Origin of the sequence: Pseudomonas sp. Teo4, from assembly GCF_034387475.1 — a bacterium.
In the GTDB taxonomy this organism is placed as follows: Bacteria; Pseudomonadota; Gammaproteobacteria; order Pseudomonadales; family Pseudomonadaceae; genus Aquipseudomonas.
In genome coordinates this window covers 2,227,573-2,244,777 of the sequence record NZ_JAXCIL010000001.1, presented here as the reverse complement: position 1 = coordinate 2,244,777, position 17,205 = coordinate 2,227,573, and the positions used below count along the sequence as shown (strand labels likewise).

At 64.0% G+C, this 17,205-nt stretch carries 16 protein-coding genes; 11 read left to right on the top strand and 5 right to left on the bottom strand.

Annotated features, from left to right (window positions below):
• Positions 1–54: 54 nt before the first annotated feature.
• The 4 genes from PspTeo4_RS10200 to PspTeo4_RS10185 all read left to right on the top strand — a co-directional run bounded on the left by PspTeo4_RS10200 (position 55) and on the right by PspTeo4_RS10185 (position 4,116).
• A complete protein-coding gene (locus tag PspTeo4_RS10200) occupies positions 55–981 on the top strand; it encodes an alpha/beta fold hydrolase (protein WP_322363601.1) in 927 nt (308 codons plus the stop codon).
• Positions 982–1,058: 77 nt separating this feature from the next.
• On the top strand, positions 1,059–1,472 hold the full coding sequence (locus PspTeo4_RS10195; RefSeq protein ID WP_322363600.1) for a VOC family protein: 414 nt from the start codon (positions 1,059–1,061) through the stop codon (positions 1,470–1,472).
• Positions 1,465–2,244, top strand: coding sequence for an alpha/beta hydrolase (locus PspTeo4_RS10190; protein WP_322363599.1), 780 nt, complete (start codon positions 1,465–1,467; stop codon positions 2,242–2,244). Before PspTeo4_RS10195 ends, PspTeo4_RS10190 begins: the two co-directional genes overlap by 8 nt.
• Positions 2,245–2,436: 192 nt before the next feature.
• Positions 2,437–4,116: an MFS transporter gene (locus PspTeo4_RS10185; RefSeq protein WP_322363598.1), complete on the top strand. Its 1,680-nt coding sequence runs from the start codon at positions 2,437–2,439 to the stop codon at positions 4,114–4,116.
• A 77-nt stretch (positions 4,117–4,193) separates the two neighbouring features.
• Here PspTeo4_RS10185 and PspTeo4_RS10180 read toward each other — a convergent pair whose 3' ends face one another.
• On the bottom strand, positions 4,194–4,763 hold the full coding sequence (locus PspTeo4_RS10180; RefSeq protein ID WP_322363597.1) for a hypothetical protein: 570 nt from the start codon (positions 4,761–4,763) through the stop codon (positions 4,194–4,196).
• A 143-nt stretch (positions 4,764–4,906) separates the two neighbouring features.
• Here PspTeo4_RS10180 and PspTeo4_RS10175 point away from each other — a divergent pair, with 143 nt between their 5' ends.
• From PspTeo4_RS10175 to PspTeo4_RS10145, 7 genes are read left to right on the top strand one after another with little or no spacing between them, the layout of a single operon-like run.
• Entirely contained in the window at positions 4,907–5,584 is a 678-nt protein-coding gene (locus tag PspTeo4_RS10175; protein WP_322363596.1) for a thermostable hemolysin, read from the top strand.
• On the top strand, positions 5,574–7,034 hold the full coding sequence (locus PspTeo4_RS10170; protein ID WP_322363595.1) for an AMP-binding protein: 1,461 nt from the start codon (positions 5,574–5,576) through the stop codon (positions 7,032–7,034). Before PspTeo4_RS10175 ends, PspTeo4_RS10170 begins: the two co-directional genes overlap by 11 nt.
• A 12-nt stretch (positions 7,035–7,046) precedes the next feature.
• Entirely contained in the window at positions 7,047–7,727 is a 681-nt protein-coding gene (locus tag PspTeo4_RS10165) for an iron-containing redox enzyme family protein (protein WP_322363594.1), read from the top strand.
• Positions 7,714–8,520 (top strand): SDR family oxidoreductase, encoded by an 807-nt coding sequence (locus PspTeo4_RS10160; RefSeq protein WP_322363593.1) that lies wholly within the window; start codon positions 7,714–7,716, stop codon positions 8,518–8,520. The genes PspTeo4_RS10165 and PspTeo4_RS10160 overlap by 14 nt, the downstream gene beginning before the upstream one ends.
• Positions 8,517–9,158, top strand: a complete 642-nt coding sequence (locus PspTeo4_RS10155; protein WP_322363592.1) for a tetratricopeptide repeat protein — start codon at positions 8,517–8,519, stop codon at positions 9,156–9,158. The genes PspTeo4_RS10160 and PspTeo4_RS10155 overlap by 4 nt, the downstream gene beginning before the upstream one ends.
• Positions 9,159–9,160: 2 nt before the next feature.
• A complete protein-coding gene (locus PspTeo4_RS10150) occupies positions 9,161–9,823 on the top strand; it encodes a response regulator (RefSeq protein WP_322363591.1) in 663 nt (220 codons plus the stop codon).
• Complete coding sequence (locus PspTeo4_RS10145; RefSeq protein ID WP_322363589.1) at positions 9,820–11,187, top strand: sensor histidine kinase; 1,368 nt, start codon at positions 9,820–9,822, stop codon at positions 11,185–11,187. Before PspTeo4_RS10150 ends, PspTeo4_RS10145 begins: the two co-directional genes overlap by 4 nt.
• A 7-nt stretch (positions 11,188–11,194) precedes the next feature.
• Here the strand turns inward: PspTeo4_RS10145 and PspTeo4_RS10140 are convergent, their stop codons facing one another.
• The 4 genes from PspTeo4_RS10140 to PspTeo4_RS10125 all read right to left on the bottom strand — a co-directional run bounded on the left by PspTeo4_RS10140 (position 11,195) and on the right by PspTeo4_RS10125 (position 17,046).
• Complete coding sequence (locus PspTeo4_RS10140) at positions 11,195–11,581, bottom strand: VOC family protein (RefSeq protein ID WP_322363588.1); 387 nt, start codon at positions 11,579–11,581, stop codon at positions 11,195–11,197.
• Positions 11,582–11,676: 95 nt separating this feature from the next.
• Positions 11,677–13,179, bottom strand: a complete 1,503-nt coding sequence (locus PspTeo4_RS10135; protein WP_322363587.1) for an amino acid permease — start codon at positions 13,177–13,179, stop codon at positions 11,677–11,679.
• 72 nt (positions 13,180–13,251) lie between these two features.
• Positions 13,252–14,517, bottom strand: a complete 1,266-nt coding sequence (locus PspTeo4_RS10130; protein ID WP_322363586.1) for a carbohydrate porin — start codon at positions 14,515–14,517, stop codon at positions 13,252–13,254.
• A gap of 111 nt (positions 14,518–14,628) precedes the next feature.
• Complete coding sequence (locus PspTeo4_RS10125) at positions 14,629–17,046, bottom strand: glucose/quinate/shikimate family membrane-bound PQQ-dependent dehydrogenase (RefSeq protein ID WP_322363585.1); 2,418 nt, start codon at positions 17,044–17,046, stop codon at positions 14,629–14,631.
• Positions 17,047–17,205: the final 159 nt, after the last annotated feature.

Here is a 17,205-nt window from a genome sequence, read left to right as displayed (position 1 = left end):
CCGGTGGCGATTTCCGTCTGGCCGCTGCGCCAGGTTCAGCCAGGGAGTACTTGCATGCGTTCGCTGTGCGGTCCGAAGGATCATCTGCTTGACCTCGAAGGCATTGAAATTGCCGTGCGCACCTGGGGGCCTGAAGACGGTATCCCCGTGCTGGCGCTACACGGCTGGTTGGATAACGCGGCCTCGTTCGAACGGTTGGGGCCGTTGCTTGACGGTTGTTTCGTGGTGGCCCCGGACTTGGTCGGCCACGGTCGCTCCGACCATCGCCGCCATGACAGCGGTTACTACCTCTGGGAGCATGCCGAAGACATGCTGGCGGTGGCCGATAGCCTGGGCTTGGCGCAGTTTCATGTGTTGGCCCATGGCATGGGCACCGGGGTGGCGTCATTGCTGGGCGCGATGACCAGCGGCATTGCCAGCATGATCTTCCTCGATGGCATGGGGGCGCCGTTCACGGTGGCTCAGGATGACCGTGTGCAGCACCTGGCGCGGGCATATCGGCTCAAGCGCATGGTTCAGCGCAGCCAGCTGCAAGGCTTTGGCGAACCGGACACACACCGTTTCGACAGTATCGAGACGGCACTGGAGCAACGGCGCAAGCGCCTGGATGGCGAGTTGTCCGAAGAGGCTGCGCGACTGCTGGCCCTGCGTGATTTGCTGCAACTGGGCGACGGCTATTGCTGGCGTCATGATCCACGCCTGGTGCTACCCGAACCCATGCCGTTGACCGAAGGCGAAGCGTGCGACTTGCTACGGCAGATTCGTTGCCCGTTGTACCTCATGTTCGGTCGCCAAGGGGCGTTCACCGGGGAAGGGTTCGAGCAGCGCAAGGCGGCCTTGCCTGAGCATGCGCGCATCTCCTGGCACCCAGGCGGCCACCATTTCCATCTGGAAGCGCCGGATCGGGCGCTGGTCGATCAGATACTGCGTATTCTCGCCCGTCACGAGGGAAGCATGCTGCAGCGGCGGGTCAATGAGTAACCGGTGATGGGCACGGTGCCGGGTCCTGAGCTATGGTGGCAGGCAACGATTGTTCAGACGCCATAGGGAGCCCCGGCATGCGACCGTTCGCCATCAAGGATATCGACCATCTGGTCCTGCGGGTAAAGGACCTTGAGCGCAGTGTTGCCTTCTACCGCGACGTGCTGGGGTGTGAGGTCAGCCGTGTGCGGGACGATCTGGGCATGGTCCACCTGGCGACAGGCTCGGCGATGATCGACCTGGTCACCCTCGATGGCCCGCTGGGCAAACCGGGCGGCGCGGCGCCGGGCCCGCAAGGGCGCAACCTGCATCATTTCTGCCTGCGCATCGAGCCATTCGATGAGCAGGCGCTGACCGCCTACCTGCTTGCGCAGGATATCCGCGTCGAACCCGCCGAGAAGCGTTACGGCGCCGAGGGGGAGGGGCTGTCGCTGTACTGCTACGACCCCGATGGCAACCAGGTCGAGCTGAAGGGGCCTGTACATGGCTGAGCTGCAGACCCACGAGCACTGGATCGTCACTGCCCAGGGCCGGCTATACGCACAAGAGTGGGCCGTGTCACAAGTGCAAGGCGCGCCCATCATCCTGCTGCATGACTCGCTGGGTTGCGTCGCCCTGTGGCGCGACTTTCCAGCCCGGCTGGCGCAAATCACCGGGCGCCGGGTCATCGCCTATGATCGCCTTGGCTTTGGCCGCTCCGATGCACATCCAGGCAAGCTGCGGCTGGGGTTTGTCGAAGCCGAGGCGCTGCAGGGCTTCGCCGCGGTGCGCGAGCAGCTTGGCGTGGACACCTTCATCGTCTTCGGGCACAGCGTCGGTGGCGGCATGGCGGTCGGCTGCGCAGCGACATTCGCCAGCGCGTGCCAGGGGTTGATCACCGAGTCGGCGCAGGCCTTCGCCGAAGCGCGTACGCTGCAGGGCATTCGTGAGGCCGATGCGCAGTTCGCCGAACCCGGCCAGCTGGAGCGGTTGCGCCGTTACCATGGTGATAAGGCCGAGTGGGTGTTGCGTGCCTGGGTCGACAACTGGCTGGCCGACGACTTCGCCGACTGGAGCCTCGACGCGCTGTTGCCACAGGTGCGTTGCCCGCTGCTCAGTCTGCATGGCGACGATGATGAGTTCGGCTCGCAAGCGCATCCAGAGCGGTTGGTTCGATTGGCGAGCGGGCCGAGCCTGATGCAAATCTTGCCAGGCTGTGGGCATGTGCCCCATCGGGAACATCCGCAGCAGGTGTTGGAACGGGTGAAACAGTTCCTGAACTGACGCACGGCCCAGCCATGCTGGCCAGTGGATATCCTGGCAAAGCCGATTATGCTTGAACTGTCCTTGCTGCGATCCGAGGCGGCCTGCCTCGTCGTGCTTCGCGCAACCAATGCAAGCCCTAGGGCCTGGGTGCGACGGTGAAATGGGTGTGAGGTACTCCGGCCTGTAATAACAACAAGACGGAGGCAACCCATGGCGGTACTCGACAGCGCGTCCACGGGCAGTAGCGCACCCCAACGCGGCATCACCCGGGAGGAGCGCAAAGTCATTTTCGCCTCGTCCCTGGGCACGGTGTTCGAATGGTACGACTTCTACCTTTATGGCTCATTGGCAGCCATCATCGCCAAGCACTTCTTCGCTGGCGTCAATGAAACCACCGCCTTCATCTTCGCGCTGCTGGCCTTTGCCGCAGGCTTTGCCGTGCGGCCGTTCGGCGCGATCGTGTTCGGTCGGCTGGGCGACATGATCGGGCGCAAGCACACCTTCCTCATCACCATCGTCATCATGGGCATCTCGACCGCCGTGGTGGGTATTCTGCCCAGCTACGCAGCCATCGGTGTGGCGGCGCCGATCATTCTGATCACCTTGCGTCTGCTGCAGGGCCTGGCCCTGGGGGGCGAGTACGGTGGTGCGGCGACCTATGTAGCCGAGCATGCGCCCAAGGGGCGGCGAGGTTTCTTCACCGCCTGGATCCAGACCACCGCCACCCTAGGGCTGTTCCTGTCGCTGCTGGTGATTCTGGCGTGCCGCACGGCGATGGGGACCGAGGCGTTCGAAGCCTGGGGCTGGCGCATTCCGTTCCTGCTGTCGATTCTGCTGTTGGCGATTTCGGTGTACATCCGCATGCAGCTCAACGAGTCGCCGGTGTTCATGAAGATGAAGGCCGAGGGCAAGGCGTGCAAGGCGCCGCTGACCGAGTCCTTCGCCCGTTGGGACAACCTGAAGGTGGTGATCATGTCGTTGCTTGGCGGCACTGCCGGCCAGGCTGTGGTGTGGTACACCGGGCAGTTCTACGCGCTGTTCTTCCTGCTGCAGATGCTCAAGATCGACCCGCAGACCGCCAACCTGCTGATTGCCGGTTCACTGCTGATCGGTACGCCGTTCTTCATCGTGTTCGGCAGCCTGTCCGACCGGATTGGGCGCAAGAAGATCGTCATGGCGGGCTGCATCATTGCCGCGCTGACCTACTTCCCGATCTTCAAGGCGCTGACCGAATACGGCAACCCGGACGTGTTCGTCGCCCAGGAGCAGAACCCTGTGGTGGTGGTGGCCGACCCCGGCCAATGCGCGTTCCAGTTCGACCCGGTGGGCAAGGCCAAATTCACAAGCTCCTGCGACATCGCCAAGAGCTTGCTGGCCAAGCGCGCCATTCCTTATGAGAACGAAAAGGCCGAGCCCGGCAGCGTGGCGCAGATTCGCATCGGCGAGCGGGTGATTCCGAGCTTTGATGGCAGCAGCCTGGCAGCCGCTGACTTCAAGGCCCAGAGCGATGCCTTTACCGCCACGCTGGGTGGCGCGTTGAAGGAAGCGGGTTACCCGGAAAAGGCGGACCCTGCGAAGATCCACTACCCGATGGTGTTGCTGCTGCTGACGATCCTGGTGATCTACGTGACCATGGTTTACGGCCCGATTGCCGCCTGGCTGGTTGAGCTGTTCCCGGCGCGTATCCGCTACACCTCGATGTCGTTGCCGTACCACATCGGTAACGGCTGGTTCGGTGGCTTCCTGCCGACCGTGGCTTTTGCCATGGTGGCGGCGACCGGGGATATCTATTACGGGTTGTGGTACCCGATCGTGATTGCGCTGATGACGGCGGTGCTGGGGATCTTCTTCCTGCCGGAGACCAAGGATCGGGATATTCACCACGCTTGAGACCTTGCTGGCCGCTTCGCGGGCAAGCCTGCTCCCACGTTGTCGGGAGCGGGTTTACCTGGGAAGCGGCCGATTCATCAGTCGAAATAGCCGCGCAGGGTGAAGGCATAACCGGTATCTACCTCAGCGGCTTCACCTCGGCTCCAGCGCTTGGTCAACACGAATTCGAACGCTGGCTCGTACAGCCCGTCGCGCACCACGGCACCTGCCAGCACCTCTACGTCATACCAGCCATTATCCAGTTCGATGATCGGCCGTCCGGGCACTTGATAACGCGCCAGCAGATCACCCAGGGTCTTGGGGGTGAAGTGTTGCAGGATGCGCCAGGTGTAGAGCATCAGTGCGCGGTTCTCGACTCGCAGCAGGTAACCGGAGCGCCGGTGCTTCAGGCGGCTGCCGGGTTCGAGCAGGGCGGGTGTATCGCCATCCAGGGTGAAGATGACGCGGTAGGGCAGGTTGTCGACCCCGGCCAACGGCAGCACGATGCCCTCGCGCACGGCCTGGTCACCGCTGTCGTTGTGGGTGAACTCATAGGCCAGGTCGTCCGGCAGGTCATGGTCTTGCTTGAAGGTTTCGAGCAACTGGATATCGCCGACCAGAAAGTAGTCGACCAGGTCGTTGAGCACTTCACTGAATTCGTGGCGCATCGCTGATCCTTGTTGTAATACGCGGTGAGCAAGGGCAACTGTAGCGGATGCTTTGAGGGCTGTGAACGCGCTGACAGCCACTTCAGATTGGTTTCAGATTTCCCCGGGATACTGCACCGAACGCATGAGCCCAGGGGGAAACCATGACCCAGACCGATTGCGGCGCGATGTTTCCATTGGCCATTGGCGTCCATCCCGAGCGCCAGGCCCACCTGCTGATGCAGGGCTTGTCCGACCCCGGACGCGCCGTGCTGGAACAGTTCATTCATGACCGTTTCCAGTCCGTTCACCAAGCCGATGTCCAGCACTACCTGCCAGAGCTGCTGGGGCTGCATGACAGTCACCAGCGTCTGATCGCCGCGGCGGGCATACGCCTGGCCAGCGGTGGCCCGTTGTTTCTCGAACGCTACCTCGATGAGCCTCTGGAGGCTGCCGTCTCGCGCCTGGCCGCCGGCACGGTGCAACGGTCGGAGCTGGTGGAAGTCGGCAACCTGGCCGCACTCAGTGCCGGTAGCGCGCGGATCATGATCATCGCCGTGACCTGGTTGCTGGCCATGCGTGGCCTGCAATGGGTGGCATTCACAGGGGCGGCGACCCTGGTCAACAGCTTCCTTCGCCTGGGCCTGGCACCGACGGTGCTGGCTCAGGCCGACCCCGGGCGCCTGAACGGCGATGCGGCGAGCTGGGGGCGTTACTACGCCCAGCACCCGCAGGTGTTCGTCGGTCGCATCGGTTACGGCTACGCGGCGCTTGACCAACGTGGGGTTTTCGAGCGGCTTGGCTTGCCGTCGACGCTGCGGGAGGCCGGTCATGCCGCATGAACTGCAGTTGTTTCAAGAGATCCTCCACCTGCATGCCCGTCACCGGGGGGCGCAACCTGCGGTGCAGGGCAGCAGCGGCTCTTTCAGCTATGGCCAGTTGCTGGCCGAGGTGCAATGGCGGCAGGACTGGTTGGCCGAGCAGCCGCCAGGAGTGTGCGTGCTCGCTCTGGAGAACAGCCCTGAGCTGCTGTTCTGGGACCTGGCGGCGCTGTTCGGCGAGCGTCCTTGCGTGATTTTGCCGGCGTTTTTCAGCCTCACCCAGCGCAGGCATTGCCTGGACCAGAGTGGGGCGGTACTGGCCGTGGCCGATGAAGGTTTTGCCGAGGACCTGCGCCACTGTGGCTTTCGCACCGCAGAACGTTGCTGGACGCGCGAACCCACGGCCGCTCGGCCATTGCCCAGCGGCACCGCGAAAATCACGTACACCTCCGGCAGCACGGGGGCGCCCAAAGGTGTATGCCTGGGAGCCGAAAGCCTGCTGCGGGTAGTGCGTGAGCTTGAATGCGCCAGCCGCTCGGCGGCGCCTGGCAAGTACCTGGCGGTGCTGCCGCTGGCTGTCTTGTTGGAGAACCTGGGCTTGTACGCCGCGCTACTGGCGGGTGCCAGCGTGCTGATCTACCCGCAACAACAACTGGGTATGGGCGGCGCAAGCCAGGTCGACTTCAAGCGGTTACTGGGCAGCATCGCCCTGACGGGAGCCGAGAGCCTGATTCTGGTCCCACAGTTGTTGCTTGGCCTGGTGACGGCCATCGAGCGTGGCCTGATGCGCGTGGGGCCGTTGCGCTTCGTTGCGGTGGGCGGCGCCCGGGTGGCCCCCAGCCTGTTGAGGCGGGCCGAAGCAGTGGGCCTACCGGTATTCGAGGGCTACGGGTTGTCCGAGTGCGCCTCGGTGGTGTGCCTCAACCGTCCAGGGGCGCAGCGCCCCGGCAGTGTCGGGCGGCCCTTGCCCCATGTGCAGGTGCGCATAGCCGAAGACGGCGAGGTGCTGGTCAGCGGTTCGGTGCTGCTGGGGTACCTGGGTGAAGCGCCGTTCGACGGGGCCTGGTGGCCCACCGGCGACCTCGGCCACTTCGATCCAGACGGTTTCCTGTACCTCGACGGGCGCAAGAAGCACCAGTTCACCACCAGTTTCGGACGCAACGTGAACCCTGAATGGGTGGAGGCCGAGTTGACCCAAGGCGGGGTGATTGCCCAGGCGTTCGTCCACGGCGAGCACCTGCCTCACAACCTGGCGCTGCTCTGGCCGCTGGACCCCGCAGCCCCCGACGAGGTGATCGAGCAGGCAGTGCGTCAGGCCAACGCCGGGCTGCCGGATTATGCCCGGGTGCATGCGTGGAGACGTCTGCCCGAGCCGCTCAGTGTCGTCCAGCAGACGCTCACGGCCAATGGTCGTCCGCGCCGCGAACACATTCTGCAGCACTACCGGTCGCTGCTGTCTGAAATCCAGTGAAAGAGGTCAGCCATGTCGTTCTTTGAAACCTTGCAAGCGCAAACCGCCGAGGAACGTGCGGCGTTGTTCGATGTGCCTGTGATCGCGGATGCGCTCGCAGGCACGGCCAGCCTTGAAGCCTATGTGGCCTTCCTGGGGCAGGCGTATCACCACGTTCGGCATACCGTGCCGTTGATGATGGCCTGCGGGGCGAGGCTGCCTGACCGGCTGGAGTGGTTGCGCGGGGCAGTGTGTGAATACATCGACGAGGAGTACGGCCACGAGCGCTGGATCCTCGACGACATCGCCGCCTGTGGGGGCGACCCACAGCAGGTGCGCAACGCACGGCCCGTGCTGGCCATCGAGCTGATGGTGGCGTTTCTTTACGACCAGGTCGCGCGTGGCAACCCCGTGGCCCTGTTTGGCATGGTCAACGTACTGGAGGGCACCAGCATCGCCCTGGCTACCCAGGCCGCCGGTTCCCTGCAGAGCAGCCTGGGCCTGCCGGACAAGGCATTCAGCTACCTCAGCTCCCATGGCGCGTTGGATCAGGACCATATGGCCACCTACCGTCAGCTGATGGACCGTCTGGACCAGGCCCAGGATCAGCAGGCGGTGATCCACGCCGCGAAAGTGGTGTATCGGTTGTATACCGCGATGTTCGAGGGCTTGCCGCGAACCAGCCGGGGCGAGGTGCGCCATGCGGCTGTCTGATTGCGTGGTGGTGCTGACCGGCGCCAGCGGCGGTATTGGCCTTGAACTGGCCGACCAGCTCTGTGCGGCCGGGGCCCGGGTGCTGGCGGTCAGCCGCCACCTGGGCAAACTGGCCAGCCTGATGAATCGCTACCCGCAGCAACTGCGTTGGCAAGCGGCCGACCTGCGCAGTGCCGAAGGCCGCGGCGATGTGCTGGCGGCGGCGCGGGCGATGGGCGGATTCAACGTGTTGATCAACGCGGCGGGCGTCAACCGCTTCGCCTTGATCGAGCAACTCGACGAGGCCGCGCTCGATGAGCTGTTCGACCTGAACATCAAGGCCGCCGTGAAACTTACCCGCATCTGCCTGCCGCTGCTGCGCGAACAGCCTGCGGCACTGGTGGTGAACGTAGGTTCCACCTATGGCTCGATTGGTTACCCCGGCTACGCCACCTACTGCGCCAGCAAGTTCGCCCTGCGTGGTTTTTCCGAGGCCTTGCGTCGCGAGCTGGCCGACACGCCGGTCAATGTGCTGTATGCCGCGCCCAGGGCCACCCGAACGGCCATGAACAGCAGCGCCGCCACGGCCTTGAACCAGGCCTTGAAGGTAGGCATGGACGACCCGCAAGACGTCGCGCGTGCCGTGCTGGCGGCCGTGCAGTCCGACCGCAACGAGCTGTACCTGGGTTGGCCAGAAAAACTGTTCGTACGGCTGAACGGCATGCTGCCGGGCGTGGTAGACCGCGCACTGCGCAAGCAACTGCCGCTGATTCGCCGCTACAGCACCTCGCATAGCAAGGAGTCGAACAAATGAAACCTTTGATACTGGCCGGACTGTTGGTCATGGCTCCCTTTACCTGGGCACTCGACCAAACCGGTACGCAACAGCTCAACGCCGTTCAGCAGCGCTGGGCCGAGATTCGTTACCGTGTGCCCGAGGCCCAGCAGGCTGCTGCATTCGAGACGCTGGCCGGACAGTCGGCGGCATTGGTTCACCAGCACCCCGGCTCGGCCGAACCGTTGATCTGGGACGGGATCGTCAACAGCAGCTGGGCTGGCGCCACCGGAGGGCTGGGCGCGCTGGGCAAGGTCAAGGCGGCCCGCACCAGCCTCGAAAAGGCGCTGGCCATGGACCCCAAGGCCCTGCAAGGCTCGGCGTACACCAGCCTGGGGGCATTGTATGACCAGGTGCCGGGCTGGCCATTGAGTTTTGGTGACCACGCCAAGGCCGAGGCGATGTTGCGTCAAGCCCTGGCGATCAACCCCGACGGCATCGACAGCAACTACTTCTGGGCCGACCACCTGTATCGACAAAACCGCTACGACGAGGCCCGCGCCGCGCTGCAGAAAGCCGCGCAGGCGCCTGCAAGGCCAGGGCGCGAATTGGCGGACCAGGGCCGGCGTGGCGAAATCGATGCTTTACTCAAAGCGATCAAGGACAAGCAGGATTGAGCATGCGCCTGTTGCTGGTTGAAGACGATGCGGCATTGGGGGAGGGGATTTGTGACGGCCTGCGTCAGGAAGGCTACACCCTCGACTGGCTGCAGGATGGCGCCAGCGCGCTGCATGCACTGCTGCACGAGGCTTTCGACCTGGTCGTGCTGGACCTTGGCCTGCCTCGGCTGGACGGTATCGAACTGCTCAGGCGTCTGCGCGCCAGCGGCCGAAACCTGCCGGTGCTGATCCTCACCGCCAGGGACGCCACCGAAGACCGCATCAACGGCCTGGACGCCGGTGCCGACGACTACCTGGTAAAACCCTTCGACCTGAACGAACTCAAGGCCCGATTGCGGGCCTTGTTGCGCCGTAGTGCCGGCCGCGCGCAATTGGTGATCGAGCATGCCGGTGTGAGCCTGGACCCTGCCACCCAGCAGGTGCATTACCAGGGCCAACTGGTGGTGCTGACGCCGAAAGAGTACCGCCTGCTGCATGAACTGCTGGCGCAACCGGGCAAGGTGTTCACCCGTGAGCGCCTGACTCAGCTGCTGTACGGGTGGGATGAAGAGCCCGAGAGCAACACCCTGGAGGTCAACATCTACCAGCTGCGCAAGAAACTGTTCAACGGCCTGATCCGTACCGTGCGCGGTATCGGCTACCTGGTGGAAGGCCACCCATGAGTTCGCTGCGCCAGCGCACGTTGTGGCGGGTCATGTTGTCGTTGCTGGTGGGGAGCGGTGCCCTGGCGCTGTACAACTACCACGACAGCCGACATGAGATTAACGAGGTCTATGACGCCCACCTGGCGCAGAACGCTCGGCTGTTGCAGGGGATCATGAGCCTGCCGGTGCAGGAACAGAGCCGTGACGCCCTCTACCGCGCCTTCGACGAGGCGCTGAGCAAGGCGGGGCGACACCGGGTAGGGCACCCGTATGAAAGCAAGCTGGCGTTTCAGGTCTGGTCCGATGATGGCAGCGTTCTGGTGCACACGCCCAGCGCCCCCCACATTGATCAACCACCGCGGGCGCCGGGTTTTGCCGATATCGTCGTGGCGCAGCAGCGCTGGCGCAGCTTTGTGCTGCCGGTGCCCGAGAAGCGCTGGGTAATCTGGGTGGGCGAGCGCAACGACGTGCGCTATGACCTGATCGACCGTATCGTGCGCCACACACTGTTGCCGTTCCTGCTGGGCAGTCTGGTGCTGGCCCTGTTGGTCTGGGCAGCGATTGGCTGGGGCCTGAAGCCGTTGCAGAACATGGCCACGGTCATACGCGCCCGCCATGCCGAATCCCTCGAGCCCTTGCAGCTGGTACCGCTGCCGGCGGAGCTTGAACCCATGCAGGCCGCGATCAATCGATTGCTGGCGCAGATCGACGAGATGCTGCGCCGCGAGCATCGTTTCATTGCCGACGCCGCCCATGAGATGCGCACACCATTGGCGATCCTGCGCCTGCATGCGCAGAACGCGCTGGCCGCAGCCAGCGAAGCGGAGCGTCAGAAGGCGCTGACTTACCTGATTGGCGGTGTCGACCGCCTCGCCCGGGTGGTCAATCAGTTGCTGACGCTGGCGCGGCTGGAGCCGAAACTGGGCCAACGTGACTGGCAGCCGGTTGACCTGGCTGAAGTGGTGACCGAAACGCTGGCCGAACTGACCCCGTGGATGCTTGCGCGCGGTCTGGAGCCTTCTTTGGACATTGCCGAAGGGGCGTTCCGCGTCAGTGCCGACGCCGGTGCCCTGGGCATCGCTGTGCAGAACCTGGTGACCAATGCCGCGGATCATTCGCCCGCGGGAGGGCGGGTCAGTGTGCGCCTGCATCGCGAGGGTCAGACAGTGCTGCTGGACGTTGACGATGAAGGGCCAGGTATCGAAGCGGCGAATCTGGAGCGGGCATTCGAGCGCTTCTACAGCAAGGACGCGCCCAATGGCGCCGGATTGGGGCTTTCGATCGTCGCCACCATCATGAAGCGTGCGGGTGGCAGCGTGCAGCTGGCCAACCGGGTACCGCACGGTTTGCGTGCCACGTTGCGCCTGCCGACCACGCTGTGAAGCACTGTCAGTTCTTCTGGGCGATCTGGATCAGGTTGCCGCAGGTGTCATCGAACACCGCCACGGTGACTGGCCCCATGGCGGTGGGCGGCTGGGTGAAGGTCACGCCGGCTTTGCACAGGCGGGTGTACTCGGCCTGGATGTCGCGCACACGAAAGGTCGTGAAGGGGATGCCGTCCTGTTTTAGCGCCGTCTTGTAGGTCTTGGCGGCAGGGTGCACATCAGGTTCGAGCAACAACTCGACGCCGTCTGGGTCATTGGGTGAGGTGAGGGTCAGCCAGCGATGCTGGCCCATGGGCAGGTCATGCTTGGGTTCGAAACCGAGCACGTAATGGTAGAAAGCAAGGGCCTTGGCCTGGTCTTCGACGAGGATGCTGGTGACTACGATCTTCATGGGCGCACACCGTTTCCACTGCTCGTTAGCTTCCAGTAAAGCCTGTCTTTCCCATTTGACCAGTGGGCTGGGAAGAGGGCTCGCGCGACGCTCGATCAGATCTCGATCGTCCCACTCAGCAGGCCGTAAACCGCCACCACCGCCCCGAGTACCACCACCGCGAAGACGCTGCGCTCCAGAGGGGTGAATACGGGTTGCCGTTGTTCACGTCGGGCCTTGATGTAGAGCAAGGTGCCTGGCCCGTAGATCACCGCCGACAACAGCAGGTACTTGAGCCCGCCGGCCCAGACCATCAGCAGCGCGTAGGCTGTGGCCAGCAGGGCGATCAACACATCCTTGCCGCGTTCGTTCGGTGTGTCCTGATAGGTTTCGCGGGTTGCAGCCAGCTTCAGCGCATAGGCCGCGACCAGCAGGTAGGGAATCAAGGTAAGCGAGCTGGTCAGCTCCAGGGCCAGGGTGAAGGCGTACTCGGTGAACCAGGTGAGCAGCAGGAACAGCTGCACGAACAAGGTGGTCAGCCACAGCGCCGCCGAGGGCACCAGATGTGGGTTTTGCCGGGTGAGGAAGGCTGGCATGGCCTGGTCGTGGGCCGCCGAGTACAGCACTTCAGCGGCCAGCAGGGTCCATGACAGGTACGCGCCGAGTACCGAGATGATCAGGCCGATACTGATGAAGATCGCGCCCCAGCGACCAACGATGGCCTCCAGCACGCCCGCCATCGAGGGCTGGCGCAAGCCGGCCAGCTCCGGGCGCAGCATCACGCCGTAGCTGAGCAGGGTGATCAGAACCAGCAGGCAGAGCACGCCGACGAAACCAAGCACCGTGGCCACGCCCACATCCCGGCGGTTTCTGGCATAGCGGGAATAGACGCTGGCCCCCTCGATGCCCAGGAACACGAACACCGTCACCAGCATGGTGCTGCGCACCTGCTCGAACAGCGACTCGCCTGGCGGCAGCAGTTCGGTGGCGGCGTGGCCGACCCGGCCGTAATCGTCGAGGTGGGCCAGATCGGCCGCCGGGCCCACAGCCGGGCTGCCCCAGAAGTTCGCTGCGAACAGCTCGCTGTCGAAGGCGGCGATGATGACCACGATGAACACCAGGATCGGGATCATCTTCGCCACGGTAGCGATGGTGTTGATGACCGCCGCCTGCTGCACGCCACGCAATACCAGGAAGTGGAAAGCCCACAGCAGCACCGAGGACGCGGCAATCGCCGCCACCGTGTTGCCGTCGCCGAACACTGGGAAGAACGCGCCAAGGGTCGATTTGATGAGGATGAAGTAGGAGACGTTGCCGATGCAGGTGCCTGCCCAGAAACCGAAGGCCGAAGCGAAGCCCAGGTAGCTGCCGAAGCCGGCGCTGGCGTAGGCATAGATGCCGGACTCAAGGTCCGGGCGCCGCCGCGCCAGGGTTTGGAACACGAAGGCCAGCATCAGCATGCCGGACCCGGCGATGCACCAGGCGATAATTGCACCCAACCCGCCGGTGGCGCGCCCGAAGGTGGCGGGTAGGGAGAAGATCCCGGCGCCGACCATCGAGCCCACCACCAGGGCGGTCAGCGCCCAGACATTCAGTTTGCCTTCCGTAGCCTGCGTCATCGGCTGCACCCTTCCTCGGTGGAAGGGTTGAGTAAAGACCGCCGATGAGCAGTGCGCCAGAGTGAATGCGGATCAGAAGGTGGCTTTGACCTGCAGGCCGACCACCAGCGCGTTGTCGATGTCCGTCCCGGAGAAGGCTCCCGGTTCGATGATGTATTGCACATCAGGTCGCAGGTTCAACCATGGCGTGGCCTGGTAGCCGTAGCTCAGCTCGATCAACTGTTCGGCACTGTCGATATCGGGGAACGCCTGGCCGTTGTTCAGCGCAGTTTCTTCAAGCACATCGCGGCTGCGCGGGTTCGGCACGGCGCGGCCATAGCCCAGGGCCAGCGTGTCACGCGGACGGCCTTCGAACGGCTTGTACAGCACAACGCCGGCGCCGTACCACTTGGTGAACGGCGAGGCGGCCTTGCTCGACGCCGAGTACTGGCCGAAGGCGTGCAGGCTGCGGCCAGCCGAACTTGGGTCGTTCCACACGGCCTGGTCGATCAGCAGGTAGTGACCGCCACGGCCCGACACTTCGTCGTCGCTGCCAATGCGTTTCACATCGGAGCTGTCGTAGTAGTAGCCCAGCTTGTACTCGCCCGGTAGTTCGCCCTGCAGCTTGTACACCAGCTCCACCGGTACCACGGTGCCGGTAGTGTGTTTCGGCCCCAGGTGCCAGGCTCGGCTGGAGTTGCCATTGCTTTCCGGGTCGACGTTGAACGCCGCTACGCGCAACTGCCAGGACGGCGAAAGGTCGTACTTCACGCGTACGCCGAGGTGGGCATTGGGGTAGTTGGTCCAGCCGCTGCCGCCCGACATGTTCAATGGGTGGCCGCAGAAACCGGCGTTCATGAAGTTGCACAGGATGCCGCTGTCCAGGCCACCGAGGTCGTTGCCCATGGCCATGTAGCCGAGCTTGACGTTCAGCGCCGGGGTGAACAGGGTGCGCTCGTAGCTCAGCTCGGTCAGGCGGGTGTAGAGGCCGCCGAAGTTCTCCTGAATCGGCAGGCGGTTGCCCACCAGGTCTTCCGAAGCGCTGTTACCGCGGCGGTCATTGATGGTCAGCTGGACCTTGCCGCCGTTGTCCAGGCCGTAGAGTTTCGACAGGTCGAACTGCACGCCAAGCTTGAGGTTCTGCGAGTAGCGCGCCGAGCGGTGCAGGCCGCCGTGGGCGTTGTAGGCGGTTTCGCCGCTGTAGTCGCCGGTGAACTTGATGCCGTCTTCTTCCAGCTGGTGACGCAGGCCGCCCCAGTCACCGGTCATGGTGCTGCGGGTCATGAGGTCGCCCTCGGCCAGGGCAGCGGTGCTGGCCAGGGTGAGGAGCAGGGGGGTGAAGCGAATAGCGCGGGACATTACTGAGTCTCGGGTAGTCATTTAGGGCCTCATCACCGACAAGCCGGCTCATACAGGGACCTGCGCAGGTCTTGTAGGAGCCGGCTTGCCGGCGATGCTGGGCGACGCGATTTACGGCAAGGCGTAAGAAATCACATAGTCGCCACGGTCAGTCGACTGGCGTGCACCGCCAGCGGTGACCACTACGTATTGCTTGCCGGTTTTCGGCGACACGTAGGTCATCGGGCCGCCTTGGCTGCCCACAGGCAGACGGGCTTTCCAGATTTCGTTACCGTTGCTGCTGTCGTAGGCGCGCAGGTAGAAGTCTTGGGTACCGGCGATGAACACCAGGCCACCTTGGGTCGACAAGGTGCCGCCGAGGGTCGGCAGACCGATCTTGATCGGCAGGTGCATGCGAATGCCGAGGGGGCCTGTGTCTTCAACGGTGCCAACCGGGACCTGCCAGGCGACCTGACGGGTTTTCATGTCGATGGCGGTCAGGGTGCCGAAGGGCGGTGCCTGGCATGGGATGCCGGCCACCGACAGGAAGCGGTTCTTGTTCACCGCATACGGAGTGCCCTTGAGCGGAACGGCGCCCATGCCAGTGTTCAGCGCTTCACCACCACCAGCAGCCTGGCCTTTGTTCTGCGACGGGATCATCTGGATCCACAGGCCCAGGCGCATGTCGTTGACGAAGATGAAACCGTGTACCGGGTCGGTGGAGATGCTGCCCCAGTTCATGCCACCCAGCGAACCTGGGAAGCTCAGCGACAGGTCGGTGCCCGGCGCGGTGTACAGGCCGTCGTAACGCATCTTCTTGAAGTCGATGCGGCACAGCAGCTGGTCGAACGGCGTGGCGCCCCACATGTCCGACTCGGTCAGGGTCTGCGCGCCGATCTGCGGCATGCCGACCGACTTCGGTTGGGTTGGGGAGTAAGGCTCGTTCGGGATGTTGCTTGGCTTGACCGGAACTTCGTCAACCTGGGTCAGTGGCTTGCCGGTAGCGCGGTCGAGCACGTAGATCTGCCCGGCCTTGGTGCCAATCACCACCGCAGGCACGGTCTGGCCGTCGTCTTTGGTGAAGTCCATCAGGCTCGGCTGCATCGGCAGGTCGAAGTCCCACAGGTCGTTGTGCACGGTCTGGTACACCCACTTCTGGTTGCCAGTGGTGGCATCCAGCGCCAGCACCGAGGCGCCGTAGGTGTGGTCCAGCTTGCTGCGTTCGACACCATAGATGTCGGTGGACGAGGAGCCCATCGGCAGGAATACGGTGTTCATCGCCGGGTCATAGGACATCGGCGCCCAGCTGTTGGGGGTGCTGCGCACGTAGGTCTTGTCGCCAACCGGTGCGTTGCGATCTTCCGGGTTGCCCGGGTCGAACGCCCAGCGCATGGCCCCGGTGATCACGTCGAAGCCACGGATCACGCCACCTGGCATGTCGGTCTGGACGTTGTCGGCAACGCGGCCGCCGACCACCACGGTGGTGCCGGCCATCAGTGGCGCGGAGGACAGCTGGTAGTAGGAGTCCGGGACATTGCCCAGGCCTGCCATGAGGTTGACCTGGCCATTGTTGCCGAAGCCCTGGCAGAACTCACCGGTATCGGCGTCAACGGCAATCAGGCGACCGTCGATGGTGTTGGTCAACAGGCGACGCTGGCAGTTGGCGCCGGCCGGCACGCTGGCCTGGGTGATAGGCGAGCTGTTTGGCTGGCTCGGCTGGGCGATCGGCGCAGTGGCGTCGAAGTAGGCCATGCCACGGCAACGCTGCCAGACTTTGGACTGGGCGTTGATCTCGTTCTTCCACAGCTCTTTGCCGGTGTCGGCGTCGAGGGCGATCAGGTTGTTGTGCGGGGTGCAGATGAACACTTTGTTGCCGATCTGCAACGGAGTCAGCTGGTCTTCGGCACCGTTGCCGTCGCTGATGGCCACGTCACCGGTGTGGTAAGTCCAGGCCACCTTGAGCTTGTCGACGTTGTCGCGGTTGATCTGGTCCAGCGCGGCGAAGCGGCTGCCGCCTTCGGTGTTGCCGTAGTGGGCCCAGTCTTTCTGTGCTTTTTCCGGCTCCACCGGGGTCAGGCCAGGGCCTTTACCGGTGGGGGCAACGCTGGGGTGGGCAACGAACATGTTGCCTGCCGCGATGACCAGCACCACGGCCAGAACACCCGCGACACCGTAGGCACCACGGCCGGCGCTGGCGCCGTTGGCGCGTGCCAGCAGCGGGTACACCAGTGCGACCACCATGCCGATCGCGCCAAACATGAACAGGCGCGAGAACAGTGGCCAGAACTGCAAGCCAGCGTCGATCAGCGCCCAGACCACGGTACCGACCAGGAACAAGGCATACAGCCAGGCACCGGCGACCTTGCGGCGTGCGATGAGAATACCGGCGATGGCCATGGCCAGGCCGCCGATCAGGAAGTACCAGGAGCCGCCCAGGCCAGCCAGCTTGATGCCGCCAGCAGCCAGGAGGAGGCCGAGCAGGGCGACGATCACGCCCAAGCCGACCAGAATGAGGGTTGTGGCGCCAGAGGCGCGCGGTGTTTCTTTCATGCCAGGGATCTCAGCAGGTGGAATGCGCGGAGTTTAAGCCCTTAGCAAGCTAATTAACAAGTTAGTACAAAATTTTGTGAGGCTGATTGTCGCAGGGTTGAACTTGCCAAGGTGTGGCTAAAAGTCTAGATCATGTGGGTAAATATGCAGCGTGTGCGG